This is a genomic window from Shouchella miscanthi, assembly GCF_007725405.1.
GTDB lineage: Bacteria > Bacillota > Bacilli > Bacillales > Bacillaceae_D > Shouchella > Shouchella hunanensis.
On the sequence record NZ_CP042163.1, the window covers coordinates 625,117 to 643,214 of the forward strand.

The 18,098-nt window shown below is 40.8% G+C and carries 17 protein-coding genes; 8 read left to right on the forward strand and 9 right to left on the reverse strand.

Features of this window, described 5'->3' with window-relative positions:
* Positions 1-185: 185 nt before the first annotated feature.
* Genes FPV17_RS03185 through FPV17_RS03200 form a run of 4 tightly spaced genes read right to left on the reverse strand, consistent with a single transcriptional unit; the run spans position 186 to position 2,652 of the window.
* Positions 186-878 (reverse strand): ABC transporter permease, encoded by a 693-nt coding sequence (locus FPV17_RS03185; RefSeq protein ID WP_144557960.1) that lies wholly within the window; start codon positions 876-878, stop codon positions 186-188.
* Positions 875-1,870 (reverse strand): LytTR family transcriptional regulator DNA-binding domain-containing protein, encoded by a 996-nt coding sequence (locus FPV17_RS03190; RefSeq protein WP_035396262.1) that lies wholly within the window; start codon positions 1,868-1,870, stop codon positions 875-877. The genes FPV17_RS03185 and FPV17_RS03190 overlap by 4 nt, the downstream gene beginning before the upstream one ends.
* Positions 1,871-1,927: 57 nt before the next feature.
* Positions 1,928-2,143, reverse strand: coding sequence for a hypothetical protein (locus tag FPV17_RS03195; protein ID WP_144557962.1), 216 nt, complete (start codon positions 2,141-2,143; stop codon positions 1,928-1,930).
* A 20-nt stretch (positions 2,144-2,163) separates the two neighbouring features.
* Positions 2,164-2,652, reverse strand: a complete 489-nt coding sequence (locus FPV17_RS03200; protein ID WP_035396268.1) for a hypothetical protein — start codon at positions 2,650-2,652, stop codon at positions 2,164-2,166.
* A gap of 333 nt (positions 2,653-2,985) precedes the next feature.
* Here FPV17_RS03200 and FPV17_RS03205 point away from each other — a divergent pair, with 333 nt between their 5' ends.
* The 3 genes from FPV17_RS03205 to FPV17_RS03215 are packed head-to-tail and all read left to right on the forward strand — an operon-like array spanning position 2,986 to position 5,628.
* Positions 2,986-4,209: a NupC/NupG family nucleoside CNT transporter gene (locus FPV17_RS03205; protein ID WP_035396271.1), complete on the forward strand. Its 1,224-nt coding sequence runs from the start codon at positions 2,986-2,988 to the stop codon at positions 4,207-4,209.
* Between the two features lie 37 nt (positions 4,210-4,246).
* Positions 4,247-4,798 (forward strand): TetR/AcrR family transcriptional regulator, encoded by a 552-nt coding sequence (locus FPV17_RS03210; RefSeq protein ID WP_144557964.1) that lies wholly within the window; start codon positions 4,247-4,249, stop codon positions 4,796-4,798.
* Positions 4,799-4,809: 11 nt separating this feature from the next.
* Positions 4,810-5,628, forward strand: coding sequence for a purine-nucleoside phosphorylase (locus FPV17_RS03215; protein ID WP_144557966.1), 819 nt, complete (start codon positions 4,810-4,812; stop codon positions 5,626-5,628).
* Positions 5,629-5,661: 33 nt separating this feature from the next.
* Here FPV17_RS03215 and FPV17_RS03220 read toward each other — a convergent pair whose 3' ends face one another.
* Positions 5,662-5,907 carry a hypothetical protein gene (locus tag FPV17_RS03220; RefSeq protein WP_035396274.1) on the reverse strand — a complete coding sequence of 82 codons (246 nt, stop codon included), beginning with the start codon at positions 5,905-5,907 and terminating at the stop codon, positions 5,662-5,664.
* A gap of 235 nt (positions 5,908-6,142) precedes the next feature.
* On the opposite strand from FPV17_RS03220, the gene FPV17_RS03225 reads away from it, so the two are divergent.
* From FPV17_RS03225 to FPV17_RS03235, 3 genes are all read left to right on the forward strand, one after another.
* The gene (locus FPV17_RS03225; RefSeq protein WP_035396276.1) at positions 6,143-6,985 is read left to right on the forward strand and encodes a PRD domain-containing protein; all 843 of its coding nucleotides are present in this window, start codon (positions 6,143-6,145) and stop codon (positions 6,983-6,985) included.
* A gap of 114 nt (positions 6,986-7,099) precedes the next feature.
* Positions 7,100-8,995 (forward strand): beta-glucoside-specific PTS transporter subunit IIABC, encoded by a 1,896-nt coding sequence (locus tag FPV17_RS03230; protein ID WP_144557968.1) that lies wholly within the window; start codon positions 7,100-7,102, stop codon positions 8,993-8,995.
* Between the two features lie 63 nt (positions 8,996-9,058).
* The gene (locus tag FPV17_RS03235; RefSeq protein ID WP_055735543.1) at positions 9,059-10,525 is read left to right on the forward strand and encodes a glycoside hydrolase family 1 protein; all 1,467 of its coding nucleotides are present in this window, start codon (positions 9,059-9,061) and stop codon (positions 10,523-10,525) included.
* A gap of 83 nt (positions 10,526-10,608) precedes the next feature.
* On the opposite strand, the gene FPV17_RS03240 is transcribed toward FPV17_RS03235, so the two are convergent.
* The 4 genes from FPV17_RS03240 to FPV17_RS03255 form a co-directional block, all read right to left on the reverse strand.
* Positions 10,609-10,872 (reverse strand): hypothetical protein, encoded by a 264-nt coding sequence (locus FPV17_RS03240; protein ID WP_035396283.1) that lies wholly within the window; start codon positions 10,870-10,872, stop codon positions 10,609-10,611.
* Between the two features lie 128 nt (positions 10,873-11,000).
* On the reverse strand, positions 11,001-12,245 hold the full coding sequence (locus tag FPV17_RS03245; protein WP_144557970.1) for a metal-dependent hydrolase family protein: 1,245 nt from the start codon (positions 12,243-12,245) through the stop codon (positions 11,001-11,003).
* A gap of 15 nt (positions 12,246-12,260) precedes the next feature.
* Positions 12,261-13,421 (reverse strand): hypothetical protein, encoded by a 1,161-nt coding sequence (locus FPV17_RS03250; protein ID WP_144557972.1) that lies wholly within the window; start codon positions 13,419-13,421, stop codon positions 12,261-12,263.
* A gap of 125 nt (positions 13,422-13,546) precedes the next feature.
* Complete coding sequence (locus FPV17_RS03255; RefSeq protein ID WP_055735547.1) at positions 13,547-15,325, reverse strand: helix-turn-helix domain-containing protein; 1,779 nt, start codon at positions 15,323-15,325, stop codon at positions 13,547-13,549.
* Positions 15,326-15,506: 181 nt separating this feature from the next.
* Here FPV17_RS03255 and FPV17_RS03260 point away from each other — a divergent pair, with 181 nt between their 5' ends.
* A complete protein-coding gene (locus FPV17_RS03260; RefSeq protein ID WP_144557974.1) occupies positions 15,507-17,303 on the forward strand; it encodes a glycoside hydrolase family protein in 1,797 nt (598 codons plus the stop codon).
* Between the two features lie 57 nt (positions 17,304-17,360).
* The gene (locus FPV17_RS03265) at positions 17,361-18,086 is read left to right on the forward strand and encodes a response regulator transcription factor (RefSeq protein ID WP_035396290.1); all 726 of its coding nucleotides are present in this window, start codon (positions 17,361-17,363) and stop codon (positions 18,084-18,086) included.
* Positions 18,087-18,098 lie beyond the last annotated feature (12 nt).

The following is an 18,098-nucleotide window of genomic DNA, read 5'->3' on the forward strand; positions in this document are numbered from 1 at the left end:
AGAAAATGACGAATCAGAAACGAAGTCATTACAATTTTCCTAGGTCCTATTGAACCCGAAATTGATTTTATGACAATTAGTCAGTATGTGCAATAGAAAAATGATCCAGTATGTAATGATACCGATTACTTTGTGAACGTTTTGTTGCCAATAAAAAAAGCTGTCTATTAGAATCAGACAGCCTGTTAAAATTTATTTGTTTTCATTTTTTTCATGAACCACCACATAAACACCATTACGACAATGATCATCCAAAGGTAAGGGGTGAGTAAATAAGGCAGTAAGGTGTCGCTCGTTACGCCATAATACAAGTGATAATTGGGAAACACAGCAATCCATTGCATGTAACCTAATTGGTGATTCATAAGCAAGCCTTCGAGAAACAAGTAAAACAAGGCAATAGGAGTACCATACAAGCTCACTTCAATGGTATTTTTTGCTTGTAACCCTATAAACGTTCCAGCAAGTAGCATGATGATAATAATGGGAAAACTAAGAACAAGTAAGTTGAAGCTAATCGTTGGATCGAATCGATAGAAGAGTAAAAAGAGAAAAACAAGAACGGATGTAACGAGAAATGATACAAACATTTTTATAATAAGGACATCTTTAATGGAAAAGCCAACTTGTTGCAAGCGTCTTAGCGTCCCTTGTTCTCTTTCTTCAACTACAAGATTTCCTTGCGTAAACATCGTTACCATAGCAAAGGTAAACCCGATCACAAAGGAAATCGGAAGTTCTTGTCGCGGGTACCATAAGAAAATAAGCGTAACGAGAAGGCAGATGAAAAAGTTAAAGAGAACTTGCCCATTCCAACGTAAATCTAATAGATCTTTGTAAAATAACGCTTTTTTCTGTTCTTTTGTGAGTCTGTTCATAGTTGAATCAACTCTTTCAACTTACTATAATTTCCTTTTGATAATGGAATCGTACTCTTGGACGTGTTATCTAGACTAAGACTATAGCTATTTTTACTCCACACGATAATCTCCCTGACTCGTTGAAGATTAACTAAGTACGAGCGATGACACCTGAAAAACCCTAACGGTTGTAAGCGTTCCTCTAGCGCTTTAATGGTCGTTGAAGAAGAGAACTCCTCATGGTTAACAAATAAATACGTTTGCCCATCCCGTGCTTCAATATAATCAATTTCCATTGGATTAAAGAGCATAATTTTGTCGTCAATCTTGGCACTTACTTTATTGAATTGGACTTGCATATCCGTGCTATCTGGAGAAGGTTTTTCCTCTAGTATTCCTGACTCTTCGTTATCTTGTTCCACTTCATGTAAGCCACGTTCATTGTACCGGTATACTTTGTTCCCTAATCGGATGGCATCTTCTAGCGTTGTGGTGAAGATAAGGATAGTGCCACCGTTTTCAGCTAAATGGGTAAGTAAGGTATGCAGTACTTGCTTTGATTGTAGATCAAGCATAAGCGAAGGATCTTCAAATAGATACACTTCGGCCTGTTGTATCAGAGCTGAAGCAAGTTGTAAGCGACATTTTTCGGAATGTGTCAGGAACTTTGTTTTTTTGTGTGCACATGTTTGCAGTTCACACATCGTTAAAATCGTGTTCAACTCAACGTCTTGTTGATACAATCTGCACCAAAATTTTACGGTTTCGATAACGGTTAACCGCCGATATAAGCCATCATCACGCTGAAAAAGATACACGTTGTGTTCAGGAAATGTTATCGTACCACTCTTTAGTTGTTTTGGATGATGAAATAGCTCAAATAGACGCTGAATGTACTCATTCTCGCTTTGAATAGCAAGGATATCCCCTTTTTCAGCAGTGAGCGTCAAAGGGGGTAACTTTACGATGTTTCCTTCAATTTTTGTTACATTATTAAAAGAAAATGCCATGGTTGATTAAGGCTCCTTTGTCATCTTGTTCTTAGTGTATACGGTAGGGAGGGAAATTCATAATGGTTTGTGCTTATCTCCGCTTCCTAACGTGATTGCAAGAATGACAATTCCTAAGATGCTTATAAAGCCAGCCGGAACGAACCATGAGGGAGAATCGTAGTTTGGCAGGAAAGGGACGGCTTTTGATAATGGATCATAAATGACTAAAAAAGGTAACACAGCTAAAAGAAACATGAGCAATGCTAAAAAAAGTTTAACCGATGCTTTCAAGACGAACAAATCCTTTCGTTTTAAGAGAATGGATTCAAGTTCGGTACATATTCAAGGAGGTTTATGCCATAGTGGAACGCAATGCCTAAAGCAATGGACCATGTACCAATGGCGATTCCTTGCCATAGACTGACATATGATTTTTCAGCTCCTGACGCAATGGAGATTGCTGCGCAAACATGATAACAAATGATCGGACCAGCAAAGGAAAGGCCGGCGACCCCATATTTATTGAAGATTCCTTGTGCCCGTGCATAGCGCTTTGTTGATTTCTTCCCATTCGATTTGCGGAACTTCGCAATGAGCCAGATAAAGATCATAACGGATAACCAGTTGGCGATAGCCGCAATAAGAATGACGGGGATACTCGGAAAGCCAAAAAGAATACCGATTGGTACGGCCACATAGGATTCGAAAAAAGGAATAATTGAAATAACAAATACACTTAGATATTGTACCCACGTATCTGCCTCAATTAAGGTAATTAAAAGATTTTGGAAGGTTTCCATGTTCATCACTCCTGTTTAATTTGTCTTCTCCATCATATTGGCTGCTTGCTTTTACCGCATTCAAATACTGGTGAAAAGAGGCAGAATTCTGATGGAAGGAGAATAATCGGTGTGAATGGTACTTGGTAATGCGGTAAGGCTTGCTTTGGATGGATTCAAACTTACGTTTCTTCGTGAATGGAGTTGTAGGGTTGCTGAATGGAGACGGTGAATGTAATCATTTAGACAATCTCTTAAAGAAAAATTCTGATAAGTACTGTTTTTTTCTTTATACATGATTTATGATAATTATGTAGACTGGTCTAATTAAAAATAGGGGTGTGGGAGGGAAACATGGTCGAAGTATTATGGGGATTGGCTGGCTGTTTTACGATTATCGGCATACTGTTTTTACTATCAGAAAACAAAGCGAAAATTAACTTTTACACAGTAGGGGTTGGTTTTGCTCTTCAGATTTTATTAGGTTTCGCCGTTCTTCGCTGGGAGTTTGGTCGCGAGGCATTACTTGTTGTATCGGATTGGATTATAACGGTTATTGGCTACGGGAACGAAGGCTTGGCATTTGTGTTTGGCCCACTGGCTCAAGGGGGAGAGTTTGCCATCTTTGCGGTAACGGTTCTTGGCATGATCATTTTCTTAACAGTTCTTATTAGTTTGCTTTATCATATTGGTGTTATGCAATGGGTCGTCCGAATTCTTGGTGGTGGTATTGCGAAGCTCATGCGTACATCCTATACAGAATCCGTTGCAGCAGCAGCAAATATGTTTTTAGGTAATACGCAAACGCCATTAACCATCAAACCCTATCTACATACGATGACACGCTCACAAGTATTTTCATTAATGGTTGGCTGTTTATCGTCTGTGTCAGGTGCTGTAATGATTGGTTTAAGCACAATGGGTATTCCGTTAAACTATCTGTTGACGGCTGCGGTCATGTCGGCTCCAACAGGTATTATGCTTGCTAAACTGATGGTTCCAGAAACAGAAGTGACACAAGAACGCTTTTCTGACATTGCCGCAAGTGTAGATGAACGTAACAAAGACACGAATCTTCTTGATGTGATTCAAGAAAGTTCCAGAGACGGTCTTCAATATGCGATAAATGTTGGATTAATGCTAATCGCGTTTATTAGCTTAATTGCGTTATTGAATGGATTCATTGGTGGTTTAGGTGGACTTGTGGGACTGGAAAACGTTACGCTAGAAAAGATGCTAGGGTTTGTATTCGCTCCAATTGCGTTTCTTATTGGCATACCATGGGGGGAAGCGGTGCAAGCGGGTAATTTAATTGCTCAGAAGTTATTAGTGAATGAATTTGTTGCATTTAGCAGTTTTTATTCATCAATGGATGCATTTTCGCCTAAATCCATTGCGATTCTCACGTTTGCCTTAAGTGGATTTGCGAACTTTGGCGCAGCTGGCAGCTTAATTGGCATGCTTTCACGTATGGTTCCAGATCGGAAAAAAGAATTTCAAGGCATGTTTGGAAAAGCGTTGTTTGCAGCCACTTGTGCAAACCTCTTAAATGGCGCAGTGATTATGATTATATTATAATTTTGTTAGCTGACAGAACAATAAGGGATTGGATAAGGTGTCTAAATCGACAAAAACAAATATGATTGAAACAATGGCAAAGCTTTTGCAAAAGCAAGGGTATCATGGTACTGGACTAAATGAAGTCATTCAGGTGAGCGGCAGTCCAAAAGGCTCTATTTACCATCATTTCCCAGGCGGGAAAGAAGCATTAGCAGTGGCAGCAATCCAATGGACGCAGGAGCAAGTGCATACGTATTTAACGACGCAATTAGCAAAAGAAAAAACAGCCAATACCGCTATTGCACAGCTCATTGAGGATAGTGCGAATCAATTTGATGAAGGTACATATTTTCGCGGTGTGCCGATGATTGCTCTAACCCTTGAAAACGCTTCATCAAGTGAAGCGATACGGTTAGCTTGTAAAGAGGCATTTGAAGATTGGGAACGCCTCATTGCCGAAAAATTAATGGAGGATGGTCTTCATGAAGCAGAGGCACTGAGAACGGCATCAGTTATTCACTCCATGATGCAAGGTGCAGCCGCAGTCAGTTTTGCCAAGCAATCAAGTGAACCACTGCGATTAGTCGCAACTCATATTTCTATTTAGGAGGAAGAAACATGAATCTAATTGAACAAATAAAAGAAGCAACAAGCTATATTCAATCAAAAACAAGTACGGTTCCAGAAGTAGGCATTATCCTAGGCTCTGGGCTTGGTAACCTAGCAGATGATTTAACAAATGCGGTAGAAATCCCATATGAAGACATTCCACATTTCTCAAAATCAGCAGCCATTGGCCACGCCAATAAGCTCGTTATTGGTGAATTAAATGGCAAGACGGTTGCGGCAATGAAAGGGCGCTATCATTATTATGAAGGCTACACTCTCGGTCAAGTTACCTTCCCGGTTCGTGTGATGAAGGCATTAGGGATACAGACAGTTATCATTACGAATGCGTGTGGCGCTGTTAACACATCCTTTAATCCAGGTGAACTTATGTTGATTAACGACCACATTAATCTAGTAGGATCAAATCCGTTAATTGGTGAAAATGAGAATGAACTTGGACCACGTTTTCCGGACTTATCAGAAGTATATAGCGGGCGCCTTCGCAGTATTGCGAAAAAAGTTGCTGAAGAACAAGGCACAAAAGTAAATGAAGGCGTGTATAGTTGGTGGAGTGGGCCTGCTTATGAAACCCCAGCAGAAATTCGCATGATTCGTACTCTAGGAGGAGACGCTGTTGGGATGTCGACTGTTCCTGAAGCGACGGTGGCTACTCACGCAGGTATGGAAGTGTTAGGGATTTCCTGTTTAACGAATATGGCTTGCGGAATTTTAGATGAGCCGCTAAGTCATGACGATGTAATCGTGGTTGCGGGTAAAGCGAACCAAGCGTTTACGTCGCTTGTTAAAGGCATTTTAAAAGAACTGTAAAGAAGAGGAAACCTGTCGATTGGACAGGTTTTTTTAATTGGTATGGTTGGAGTGCTTTTCTTTTCGAAGGTGTGAAAGTTCTTCTAAAATGTGCTCTTGGGTCTCTTTTATGGCGGTTAGATCTTGACGAAATTGTGCTTGCTCCGATTGATTCTGTTTAATCGTCTCTGCATGTTTCTTTCGCTGTGTGTTGATTTTTGGGATGAGAACAATAAGGAAAATAAGCGTGAGCAGTAAGGATACGAGCGGGATAAGTAGCATAATGAGGTTAATAGTCATCTTCTCCAAGACCTCCTTTTCTTTCACTTTAGCATAAAGATGGAAAGGTTTTCTATTAAAGGTTGTAACGAATACTAGTTGACATCGGTTACAAAAAGCAGTATGGTGTAATCATAATACAATACGGGATTGTTACTGATTCGATCAGGCATTACCTATGTTAAGAGCACGCAAGCATTTTTTGTGTTTCTTAAGATGGGATTTTTGTTGTTTTTGGATAGGTGGAGGACGTAGTATGAAATTCATAAAAGCATTCAATAACAATGTTGCATTGGTGAAAGATGATTCTGAGTTAGAGTGGATTATCATGGGAACAGGCGTCGGTTTTCAGAAAAGCAAGGGCGACCTCATTCCTGAGGAGGACATTCGTCGTAAATTTGTTGCGGAACAATCTTCTACTCGAAAGCCTATTATGCAAGTGTTGAATGAAATTGATCCTAAAGTCCTCGACGTATCAGTAGAAATTATTAAAAATGCTGAATCCAGTTTAAAGGTTACATTTACGAACTCTATTTATTTAACCCTTGCCGATCATTTAAGTTTTGCAATCAAACGCTCAAATGAACGAATTGATTATGCTGAAGCGAGCCGCTGGGAAGTGAAAAATCTCTATCCTAAGGAATATGAAGCAGCGAAGGAAGCCATTCGTCAAGTATTTGACAAGCTTGATGTGCTGTTACCGAAAAGCGAAGAGACGTTTCTAACCTATCATTTTGTGAATGGTCAGCAAGAAAACAAAACGAAAATGGAAGAAACATTAAAGATGACAGAGTTGATTAATCGTGTGATTGAACTTGTTCAATACCATTTTCAGATTAAATTAGACGAGGATTCTTTGAACTATACAAGGTTTGTTACTCATCTACGCTATTTTTTAATACGACAAATGAAGCAAGACGCACTTGAACAAGAGGAAGTGGATAAAACCCTTCTGGAGCTAGTGAAAACGAAGTATGAAAAAGCGTATCAGGCGGTTGAAAAGATAGCAAAACTACTGGAAACAAAATACGGTTGGACACTTTCATCCAATGAAAGGCTATATCTTACTTTACATGTTTGGCGTGTGACCAAACGTTAATTGAATAATGAAGAGTCATAGAGGATTGTTACTGATTTGATCAGGCATTACCCAAACGGTACGGCATACGTCGACTGTTTGGGTATTTTTTATGCTCAAAATAGGAGGAAAACAATGACAAAGCATAAGGAACTAGCAGAAAAAGTCCTTAGTCATGTAGGCGGAGCAGGAAACGTTTATCAAGCATGGCATTGCGTTACCCGTTTACGCTTTAATTTAACAAACAAAGACAACGTTGACATTGAAGCCATTAAACAAATAGATGGCGTATTAGGCGCTCAATTTTCAGGCGATCAGTTTCAAGTCATTATTGGAAACAAAGTGGCTGATGTTTACGCAGAGTTAGAACCACTAGTAGAAAATGAAGGTGGGGGAAAAAACGACCAAAAGAGTGGAAAGTCAGGCGTCATCTCGTCTGTTATGGACTTTATCTCTGGTGTGTTCACTCCTATTCTTCCGGCTTTAGCAGGCGCCGGTTTACTTAAAGGGTTTCTGGCTTTATTTGTAACCGTTGGCTGGATGACAAATACAGGTGATACGTATGCGGTTTTAAATGCGATTGGCGATAGTGTCTTTTATTTCCTGCCGTTTTTCCTAGCTGTTTCTACAGCTCGTAAAGTAAAGACAAATGAGTATCTTGCTTTAATTGTAGCTGGGACGATGATGTATCCAACATTTATTGATGCTGCTAATGGACTGACGGATCAAACAAGTTTTACGTTGTTTAATCTTTCGTTCATTTCCATCCCTGTCTTAAGTTATGCATCGAGTGTTATTCCCATTATCTTATCTGTTCTACTTTTAAAATATGTTTATAACGGCGTTAAAAAAGTAGTACCGTCTGTTATTTCATTAATGTTCTCGCCTTTACTTACATTCTTAATTGTTTTGCCTATAACGTTATGGATTATTGGTCCACTTGGATCGAATTTAGGGGAAGGACTTTCAACTGTTTTTGTTTGGCTTTTTGATGTCGCAGGTCCTGTCGCAGGGTTGCTACTAGGTGGTCTTATGCCGCTCGTTATCATGACGGGGATGCATTATGCGTTTGTTCCAATTGCGATTCAGAACATTAACTCCAGCGGAACCGATACATTTTTGCAACCTATGATGTTCATTAGCAATTTAGCTCAATCAGGGGCAGCTTTTGGTGTTGCAGTTCGATCGAGAAATAAAGCGTTAAAACAATTAGCTGCCTCTTCAGGTATTTCAGCGATGATCGGTATTACGGAACCAGCCATGTATGGAGTGAACATGAAGTTAAAGAAACCGTTTATTTATGCCATGCTTTCAAGTGGTGTACTTGGTGCCTTTGCAGGGTGGTATGGTTTTAAAGCCTTTGCTCTTGGTGGTTTAGTAGGTGTATTTTCGATTCCTGTTTTTGCAGATCCTAGTGGTGCGGTTGGCGCGATTGTCGTAGCGGTTCTTCTGTTTGTTCTTTCGCTTGTCATTCCGTTTGTGCTCGTATTGGTCTTAGGTTTTAAAGACATACCAGAAGAAAACGATTCAACGCCAGTAGTAGAAAATAAAAAGGAAATCGTTGCTTCAGGTAAAGAAAAAGCAATCAACTCCCCATTAAAAGGAGAATTAGTACCTTTAAAAGACTTATCTGATCCTACGTTTGCCCAGGAAATTATGGGAAAAGGCGTCGCGATTGAACCGACAGAAAATCGGATTATTGCTCCTATATCTGGAGAGGTCATGGTTCTTCCTGACTCTCAACATGCGATTGGGATTAAAGGAGACGAAGGCGAAGAAATTCTCATTCACATAGGAATTGATACCGTGTCCCTCAAAGGAGAGCACTTCGAAGCATTCGTACAAGTAGGGGATCGGATTGAGGTTGGGGAACCGCTCATAACGTTTGATCGTGAGGCCATCAAGGAAGCTGGATTTCAAACGGTAACGATGATCATTGTAACGAATACACCAGATTATCTAGATGTCCTTCCTATGAACGAATCTGGTCTTATCTTTGAAGGGGAACAACTGTTAACCATTATTCGCTAAACGTTTTGGGGGCTGCAGCGCAGTGGCCCCCAAAGAAATGAACAGGAAAGGGACGATGAGAAAATGAAAAACGAAATAACTGGATTTGATTCACATTTTCTATGGGGAGGCGCAACAGCTGCCAACCAAGTAGAAGGTGCATTTGATAAAGATGGAAAAGGCCTTTCAACTGCTGATATGGTCCCGTATATTCCAAAATCAAAACGGGGCATGAATATGGCGATGGATGTCACGTCAGAATACATTGAAGATGTGTTGGCTGGGAAAAGAGAAGATCGCTTCCCGAAACGAGATGGTGTTGATTTTTATCACCGTTACAAAGAAGACATTGCCCTATTTGCAGAACTAGGTTTTAAAGTATTTCGTCTGTCCATAAATTGGGCACGTATTTTTCCGAATGGAGATGATGCGGAGCCGAATGAAAAGGGATTGCAGTTTTATGAAAATGTCTTTAAAGAGTTAAAAAAATACAAGATCGAACCATTGGTTACACTTTCACATTATGAAACACCACTTGCGCTTACGCGAAAGTATAATGGGTGGTACAGTCGTGAAGTCATCGGCTTCTTTACACGTTATGCAGAAACGGTGTTTACGCGTTATAAAGACCTTGTTAAATATTGGCTAACATTTAATGAAATTAACGTTATGACGCATAGCCCTTATACAGGTGGCGGGGTTTTAATTGATCGTGTTCCGAATAAAACAAGCGACCAAATTGCTTACCAAGCGGTTCACCATCAGTTCGTAGCAAGTGCTTTAGCGACGAAATTAGCGCATGAGATTATCCCAGGGTCCCAAGTTGGTTGTATGCTGGCAAGAATGCAGACTTATCCAGTAACCAACCATCCAGACGATATTTTAAAAGCGCAACGAGATAATGATTTGAACTTGTTCTTTACAGACGTTCACGCTAAAGGTGAGTACCCTTCCTATATGAATCGGTTCTTTGCAGAGAATGAGATTGTGATTGAAAAAGAAGCAGAAGATGACACCATTTTGAAGCAGTATCCAGTCGACTTTATCTCATTCAGCTATTACATGTCTATTTCAGTTACGACCCACGGTGATCACGAGGATACGGTTGGAAACCTAGTCAAAGGTGCTGTGAAAAATCAGTATCTTGAATCATCCGATTGGGGCTGGCAAATTGATCCTAAAGGCTTACGTGTTACCCTGCGTGATTTCCACAACCGATATGGTAAACCATTATTTATTGTTGAGAACGGTTTAGGGGCGTACGACACGGTTGAAGCGGATGGCACGATAAAGGATACGTATCGAATTGATTACTTGAAGCAGCACATTGAACAGATGAAAGAGGCTGTTAAAGATGGTGTGAACTTGCTTGGGTATACGGCTTGGGGGCCAATTGATTTAATTAGTATGTCAACATCGGAAATGTCAAAGCGGTATGGCTTTATTTATGTCGATCAGGATGACGAAGGAAATGGTACGTTAAATCGCTCCAAAAAAGCTTCATTTGCTTGGTACAAAAATGTGATTGCAACGAATGGGGAAGAATTATAATAAAAGCGAAAAGGAGATAGAGGCTAATTAGCCCTTATCTCCTTTTTTTATCATCGTGCAGATAGAGAACGGCTAACTGAATGCTAGAACGTCGAATGCCTCTCATTTGTTTGTACATAGATGGTTGCTAAATACTCAAGATAGTCATGTAAGGTGTCTTCGTTTTCGCTCATATTGGTCAAGATAGGGAATAATATCTCCATTTCCTCTTCAGAAGCCGTAATAATTTCATTTACAATGAAAGCTGTATCCATCATGTGAAGATCTTGATCAATAGAAAAGCGATAGCGCTTATGTATAGTAAGTTTTTCTGCAAATAATTGCTGTAACTGTGAAGGTAAACTCATAAAATGTATCCTCCTTTTTAAAACGTAATGATTACGTTTTGTTAAGTAATAGTATACAGAAATGTGCTGTAAGAAGCAAGTAGCCTACAAAAAACAAAAAACTGCCCCTAAAAGGACAGTTTTACTTATTAAATGGCAAGTGTATCTTTATAGGTGTTACCGTCTTTCATCACAAAAGTAATGTGTTCAGGGTTCTCCAAAATGTGTATGTCATCAAGTGGATTACCGTTTACGATAATGACATCAGCCCATTTACCAGCCTCAATCGTACCTACTTTTTCTCCCCAGCCCATACATTCTGCAGCGGTTTTCGTTGACGCAACAATGGCTTCCATTGGCGACATGCCAATTTCACACATCAGACCAAGCTCTCGGAGATTAATGCCGTGTGGAAAAACACCTGCATCGGTACCCATTGCGATTTTCACACCTGCTTTGTACGCTTTTTCAATGCTTTTCTTATGAATATCAATCACTTCTTTTGACTTTTCAATGGCATAAGGAGCCATCGTGTTTGATGTTTCTGCAGCTTCTAAGACGGCGAGAGGAGCAAGCAGGGTTGGGACGAGATAGGTACCATGTTCAAGCATAAGCTCCAAGGCTTCATCGTCAATAAAAATGCCATGCTCGATGGAATGAATGCCGGCACGAACAGCGTTTTTAATCCCTTCTGCACCTTGACCGTGAGCCATTACTTTCACACCTTTACGAAACGTTGCTTCTTCGACCATCACTTCAAGTTCTTCCTGAGAGAACTGAGTGAATTCTGGATGATCGGTAGGGCTTGACACGCCACCAGTCGCATGGACTTTCACAACATCAGCTCCGGCACGCAACATTTCACGAACGGTTTTGCGTACTTCTTCACGACCGTCACATTTTCCATCAGGCATGCCAGGATAAACAGGTGGTGTCGTATCAATTCCTGAAATGTTCCAACTATCGCCGTGGCCGCCTGTAATCGTAAGAGGGTTAATGCTTACTTGCATTCTAGGACCCGCTACTAACCCGTCTTCTACGGCTTTTTTTATACCTGCATCAGCAAAACCTGCGTCGCGAACAGAAGTAATTCCTGTCTGAATCGTCGTTTCTAGTCGCTTGGCTGCTTCAAAGAATCGATACGAGAAAGGTGTTAATAACGATTCTTGCACATTTTTAATTTCAAGTGCCATATGAACGTGAGTATCAATGAGTCCTGGAAGGAGGTATTGACCACCTCCATCGATAATCGTTGCGTCTGAAGGAATGGTAATGGTTTGAGAAGTGCCTACCGCTTTAATGTGATTCTTCTCCACAAGCACAACTGCCTGTTCAATGGCGTCATTGCCTGTACCGTCAATCATTGTTACGTTTGTAATAGCTGTTATCGTCATGTAAACCGTCTCCTTTTAAAGTGTTGATATTAAAATACTTGCGATTGCTACAGAGCCGACTGTTACGGAGGTAAAGCCACCAATTAACATTGGCGCCATTAGCTCATCCATAATTCGTTGACGTTCGGCCTCGGTTCGACCTTCGCTACGACTAATCTCCTCAACGATGAGGTAATCTCCAGGGAAACCATAAAGGGCTGTAAGCACAACCGGAATCGATTTATTCGTATCCCATTTAAAAAGCTTTGCTCCGATAATGGCACCGAGCATGAGCCCAGCAATGCCGACAATCATAATAACCATAACCGGTAGTAGGGAAGCGACAATTTGATCCCAAGTGACACCGATGAGGGAATTAATGACAACGAATATTAACGCAATCATCGTGATACCTGAGCTATTTGCTTTTTCCATTGAACGTTCTGGTAAAAAGCGAAGGGCCGCTGCGGCTACACCGATAGCGAGTGCCCAAAGGCTGGCGTTAATACCTGTAAACTGTCCTAAAAAGACGGCAAGAGCACCACCTGCGAAAAGGAGAAAAATAATGACAAAATGGCTTTGCATCCATTCTTTTGGAAGCACATAGCTTTTTTCTTTTTCTGTTGAATCAGGCGCTAACCCTTGAGCAGCGTCTGCAGCGGTTTCATCCGCTCGAATTTTTTTCGCATAGCGAGCGAGAAAAATAGATGTTAACGGCATTCCAAAGAAATTTTGAATAGTAAAAACAGTAATAGGAATAGCAATAATGGCTGTTAAGCCAGCTTCTCTTAATCCATCTGCCGTTACAATATACGCAATGATTCCGCCTGTAATGGGACCGGCGCCTGCCACAGCCGTTGCATAGTCAAAAAGAAGCGTGACAATAACGATGACACCAATAACAGAAAAGGCTAAACCAATTAATGTAATCAATACAGCTTGATATTGTTTGAACATGGTTTTTAATGGAATCATTGTCCCTAAATGAACAATTAATACAGGTACAAGGACGCCGCCGACAGCAACGAATGTTGAGGCAGCAATGTACTCTTCAGGTAAGATCCCCGTTTGTAACAAAGCGAACACTGTTGCGACAACCACAAGTAATGTTGGAATTCTTGCTCGAGATTTAATGGAAATGACCTCACCGATGGCAATGATCGCGATGAATAAAAGTGCTAAATAAATAGGTTGCAAACCGGTTCCTCCTCTGTCAAAGTCTTGCACTGCTCGTTGACAAAAGAGTCTGAACAAATGCTTACATCTGACTATAGTCTAAAAAGACAGACAATTCTATAGTCTTATTCGACAAAATTCACGGCTTATTTTTGTCTTTTGTGGCTAAATGAATTTATTTCTAAATAGTTTGCGATTTTTAAAGCTAAATGGGTATTAAAGGCTTCTTCTACTGTAAACCCTTTTATTTTAAGGAGTTCATAGATTTTTTTTAACCGGTACTTTACGGTATTTACATGAACGTAAAGCACAAGGGCTGTTTCTTTTAACCGCTGACCTTGTTCCATATAGACAAAGAGAGTGTTGAGTAATTCACCTGATGAGTCATGTGTCATTAGTGTGCCTAGTTTATCAAAAACGTAGTCTGTTAGTTCTTCTTCGTTCATATTCAAAAATAAGCGGTAGGGGCCAAGTGAATCAAAGTCGACCAGTTCATTCGGACGTTGTTTACGCTGCAAATAGTGAATGACCCGAACGGCTTCCATATAGGATTCTTTTAGAGCTGTTGGCTTGGATACATGGCGACCAAGACCTACATAACCAGATAGGTTCCACTTAGACTGTGTATAGGATAGCAATTCGTTCAAAAACGCTCTAATAGTTAAGGGCATGGTTGCGCTTGAAAACGTAAAAAGAAACGTCAAATCAAAATGGCGTTCGTAGACAATGGTGACATCGCTTAGTTTAGATTGTTCATAATACACTTTACGCATAAGCTGTTGCTTCATACGATTATACATCGGAACCGGTACACCTGAATGCTCTAACTGTAGCTTTCCAATCACATAACGCTGATGCGAACCTGTGGGAATGTGCATGAGCAATTCTTGAGTCGGGGCTTCAGGTTCTGATGAATGAATAACCATTTCTAGCAGTCTTGCAGTATACATAAGATCGTCGACATCTTGTTTTTCTCGTTGGTGAAGCTCCATCACGAAAATAGGTAAAGCCTGTTCAATCGCTACTTGATCAAGTGGATTTAACATGGCTTCTTTACTTCCAATGATAATGAGAAGCCCAATTGGTTCTGTATCAATTTGAATTGGAAATGTGTACAGCGCTGTTTGATCGTTATCCATTGTCCATGTTTGTACACCTTGATGTTTTTCAATATAAAGTGATGTTAGCATGCTTTCTAAGAGAGTAGACGGAAGAGCAAATGGTGATCGTTCTGGATAACTAGACAATTCTTCAGCAAATTCGTTCACAACGACGACATGCTTTGATAGTAAATGAGCTAAAGCACCTGTAATGTCATTCAATCCTCCATAAGAAAGGGACACCCGAGAGAGTGCTTGGTGGATTTCTTGCGTTCGCTTATTTTGAGAATACAAGCGCGCATTCTCTACAGCAATAGATGCTTGCCGTGCAAACGTTTCTAATAGGTCGAGGTCGTTTGGCTCGAATGTATGCTTTCGTTCAAAGATATCAACCGTCAATACGCCAATACACGTCCCATCTGATAGATAGAGAGGGACAGAAAGAGCGCTAACTGGGTATGCTAACTCAGGCAAGGATTGTTCATAATATAGGGCATTTTGAGTGCTTAAGTTGGCCATGCCTGTTTTAGTGTCGTGAAGATGAGAATAAATGTTGCCTCGTTTCTGTTGAAACGTTTTACCACTCATGCCTTCCCCTGGCTTTAAGCGGACTTTTCCTAATGTTTCCATGTTGAAGCCGATTGCGCTCTCTGCATAAAGAACGTCTTGTTGTTCGTCATATAAAAATAAAACGCCAGCCGTTGAGCCATCAATGACATGTAAGGCTTCTTGTAAGAGTTGGCGTAAGACATCAGGCAATTCCCGGGTCGAGCTCAACACACGAATGGAAGCCATTAAGCTCGTTAGTTGTCGATCTGTTTTCATAGAGCATCTCCTTACTTTTGTTCTGTTAAGCATAAGGGAAGGATGAGGGATTGGCTAGTGTTTTGGCGGAGAGTAATTGTTTCCAATATCTTAATTCGAGACTACTAGATCTTAAGGGAGCAGGAATATAGAAATGATGCGACCACGCTATACTAAATAGAACAATAAGAGGAGGGATGTCATGAAACGCATTTTGAAAGCGTTTGCTTTTTTGGTTGTTTTTTTATTTGGAAGTTTGATTGTGACGGGTGCTCATGGAAAGACACATGAATTGCCATTATTCTATTATGAACAAACGATCATTGATCCAGATGATTTGGTGTACAATCCCACAGGAGAATATGATTTCCCGACAGTCATTCGAGCTGAAGATTATTTTGACCAACCTCTTGGAACCTATTACATGTACTATGGACCTCATGATAGACCTGGTGGTATTGCGCTTGCTTATGCGGATTCTATCAAAGGTCCTTGGATGGAATACAGTGGGAATCCAATTATCGCAAGAGATTGGCAACCGCATTACAGTGTATCCCACGTTGCTTCAGCACATCCAATATGGAATGAAGAAGAAGAGAAGTTATTTCTCTATTTCCATGGAGAAAATTCAGTGACACGCCTTGCTACATCAGAAGACGGCATTCATTTTGATTATGAGCAAGTGGTCATTCGCACGAGTGATTATACAGGAATTAATGAAGCCTCTTATGCGCGGGTGTTCGAGCATGAACTTGAAGGGAAAGACAATCGTTACGTCATGACGTTAATGGGAAATAACAATGGCACGAGGAAAATCTATTTAGCGTGGTCGAAAGATGGCCGTGAATGGGAGACACAGCAGGAACCGCTAATCTCACCTCAACCGGGCCAAGGAGGGAATCTATCTGGTGCGTATTACTTTCCTTATAACGGCAATCATTACGTAACGGTTCATGGAGGATCCGGCAATCAATATGTAGTCGATGTTGGTGAAAATTTTGATCAAGAAATTCATTTAGGCGCTTATTATCAGCCGGCACAAAATGCTCCAGAGAACGGACGAGCGGCTTCTCGTTCGTATATTTATTCGGAGAATGAGCTTTACATGATCTATGAAGCAGGACAACGCGGGTCAACAAAAATTGCGCTTGCTCGTGCCATATATGATGAAGAAGTACGAGACATGGCTAAAGCCACACTACGTTCCACGGATGTAGTTGTCACTATAGGTAGCGAAATTGAGTTCGAAATAATAGCCGAACGTTACGACGGATCCCTCATTGATAAGCAGGAATTAGACGTTGAATTCACATCAAGTGATCCAACAATTGTGCGCATAGATCAAGGGAGGCTCTACTCAGGTTCAGAAGGATTTGCATCGGTTCAAGCCGAAGTGTATTACAAAGGAAAACGTCTTTCGACAAATTCCGTGTTATTTGAGGTTCGTGAAGGAGAGGTCTGGAATGTCATTGACGAATCCTTTGTCGATTACACGAGACGTTGGCAAGTTGCTAAGGGAAGCGCGGCTCAAGGAACCATTGAGCAAGGGGCTGGGTTCGTTGACATTCAAGAAGAGCGAAGAGGGAGCGGTTCTTTTCATTACCTCACACATAGCGGGTTTTACTTGCCTGATTTTCACTTTACCCTTGAAGCAGATCTCGCTGTTCTGGGACCAAGCCGAGGAAACGAGATGAGTATTAGACATGGCAACCAACAAAAATCAATTTTTATTCAGTATGATGGTGAGAGAGGGTGGATCCAAGACAGACTAAATCAGCCGACTGTTTCAGTGGAAATGAATCCAACTGCTCAAGCACGGTACACGCTTGTTTCAACAGGAAGAACGACGTACGACGTGTATCGTGAGGGTGAGTTTTTATTCCATTCGACATCGATCGCACAAACGGGTCAAGACCTGTTGAAAATTGGAGCGGATTCACAAGGTGATGCTGCCATGCGAGTAGAATCACTTAGAATGCAAACGAATCTTACTGAGTAAGCGAAATGGAACCTTCTGATCAAGAAGGTTCTTTTTCTATAAAAGGGAGGGATGGAAGTGTATAAAGTTGTTATTGCAGAAGATGAGAAAATGATACGAAAAGGACTGGTAACAATTGTGAATCAGCTTGTTAGGGATTTTACCGTTATTGGTGAGGCCGATAATGGCGAGACGGCGCTCCATTTGCTCGCTCATGATTGTCCTGATGTCTTGGTAACGGATATTCGAATGCCGAAACGAGATGGATTATCGTTAATGAAACAAGTCCGTGCTTATTTTCCACAGGTGCGCATTATCGTTGTGAGTGGTCACGAAGAATTTTCGTACGCTCAGCAAGCTATTCAGCACGGGGTGAGTCGCTATTTATTAAAGCCGATTGATCGAACAGAAGTGGTAGCTGCTTTCGATGAAATTAAAGCCGGATTAAGTGAGGTGGAAGAGAGCTATCACGAAGATCCGTTCATTCAGCAAGTGGATGACTATATTAAAGCGCATATAGATCAAGACATTACGTTAACAGATGTAGCTAAGCTTGTGCACTTACATCCGACTTATTTCAGTCAATGGTTTAAAGACAAGAGTGGAAAGAACTTTTCTACGTATGTCACTGAAAGAAGGTTGAAACGGGCTGAGACGTTACTTCATCAAACCAACTTGCGCATTTACGAGATAGCGAGAATGTCAGGCTATCAAAGTCAGAAACATTTTATGAAGCTATTTAAGAAAGAAAAACAGTGTACACCGACGCAGTACAGGAAGAAAACGTTTATGCAACAAAAGTGAGGTGGGAAAAGC

Excerpts from the sequence above, each read along its gene's own strand:
- FPV17_RS03185 (WP_144557960.1), bottom strand. The coding sequence starts at position 878 with ATGAACAGACTCACAAAAGAACAGAAAAAAGCGTTATTTTACAAAGAT.
- FPV17_RS03220 (WP_035396274.1), bottom strand. The coding sequence starts at position 5,907 with ATGACTATTAACCTCATTATGCTACTTATCCCGCTCGTATCCTTACTG.
- FPV17_RS03205 (WP_035396271.1), top strand. The coding sequence starts at position 2,986 with ATGGTCGAAGTATTATGGGGATTGGCTGGCTGTTTTACGATTATCGGC.
- FPV17_RS03230 (WP_144557968.1), top strand. The coding sequence starts at position 7,100 with ATGACAAAGCATAAGGAACTAGCAGAAAAAGTCCTTAGTCATGTAGGC.
- FPV17_RS03255 (WP_055735547.1), bottom strand. The coding sequence starts at position 15,325 with ATGAAAACAGATCGACAACTAACGAGCTTAATGGCTTCCATTCGTGTG.
- FPV17_RS03245 (WP_144557970.1), bottom strand. The coding sequence starts at position 12,245 with ATGACGATAACAGCTATTACAAACGTAACAATGATTGACGGTACAGGC.
- FPV17_RS03235 (WP_055735543.1), top strand. The coding sequence starts at position 9,059 with ATGAAAAACGAAATAACTGGATTTGATTCACATTTTCTATGGGGAGGC.
- FPV17_RS03215 (WP_144557966.1), top strand. The coding sequence starts at position 4,810 with ATGAATCTAATTGAACAAATAAAAGAAGCAACAAGCTATATTCAATCA.
- FPV17_RS03200 (WP_035396268.1), bottom strand. The coding sequence starts at position 2,652 with ATGGAAACCTTCCAAAATCTTTTAATTACCTTAATTGAGGCAGATACG.
- FPV17_RS03260 (WP_144557974.1), top strand. The coding sequence starts at position 15,507 with ATGAAACGCATTTTGAAAGCGTTTGCTTTTTTGGTTGTTTTTTTATTT.
- FPV17_RS03225 (WP_035396276.1), top strand. The coding sequence starts at position 6,143 with ATGAAATTCATAAAAGCATTCAATAACAATGTTGCATTGGTGAAAGAT.
- FPV17_RS03240 (WP_035396283.1), bottom strand. The coding sequence starts at position 10,872 with ATGAGTTTACCTTCACAGTTACAGCAATTATTTGCAGAAAAACTTACT.
- FPV17_RS03190 (WP_035396262.1), bottom strand. The coding sequence starts at position 1,870 with ATGGCATTTTCTTTTAATAATGTAACAAAAATTGAAGGAAACATCGTA.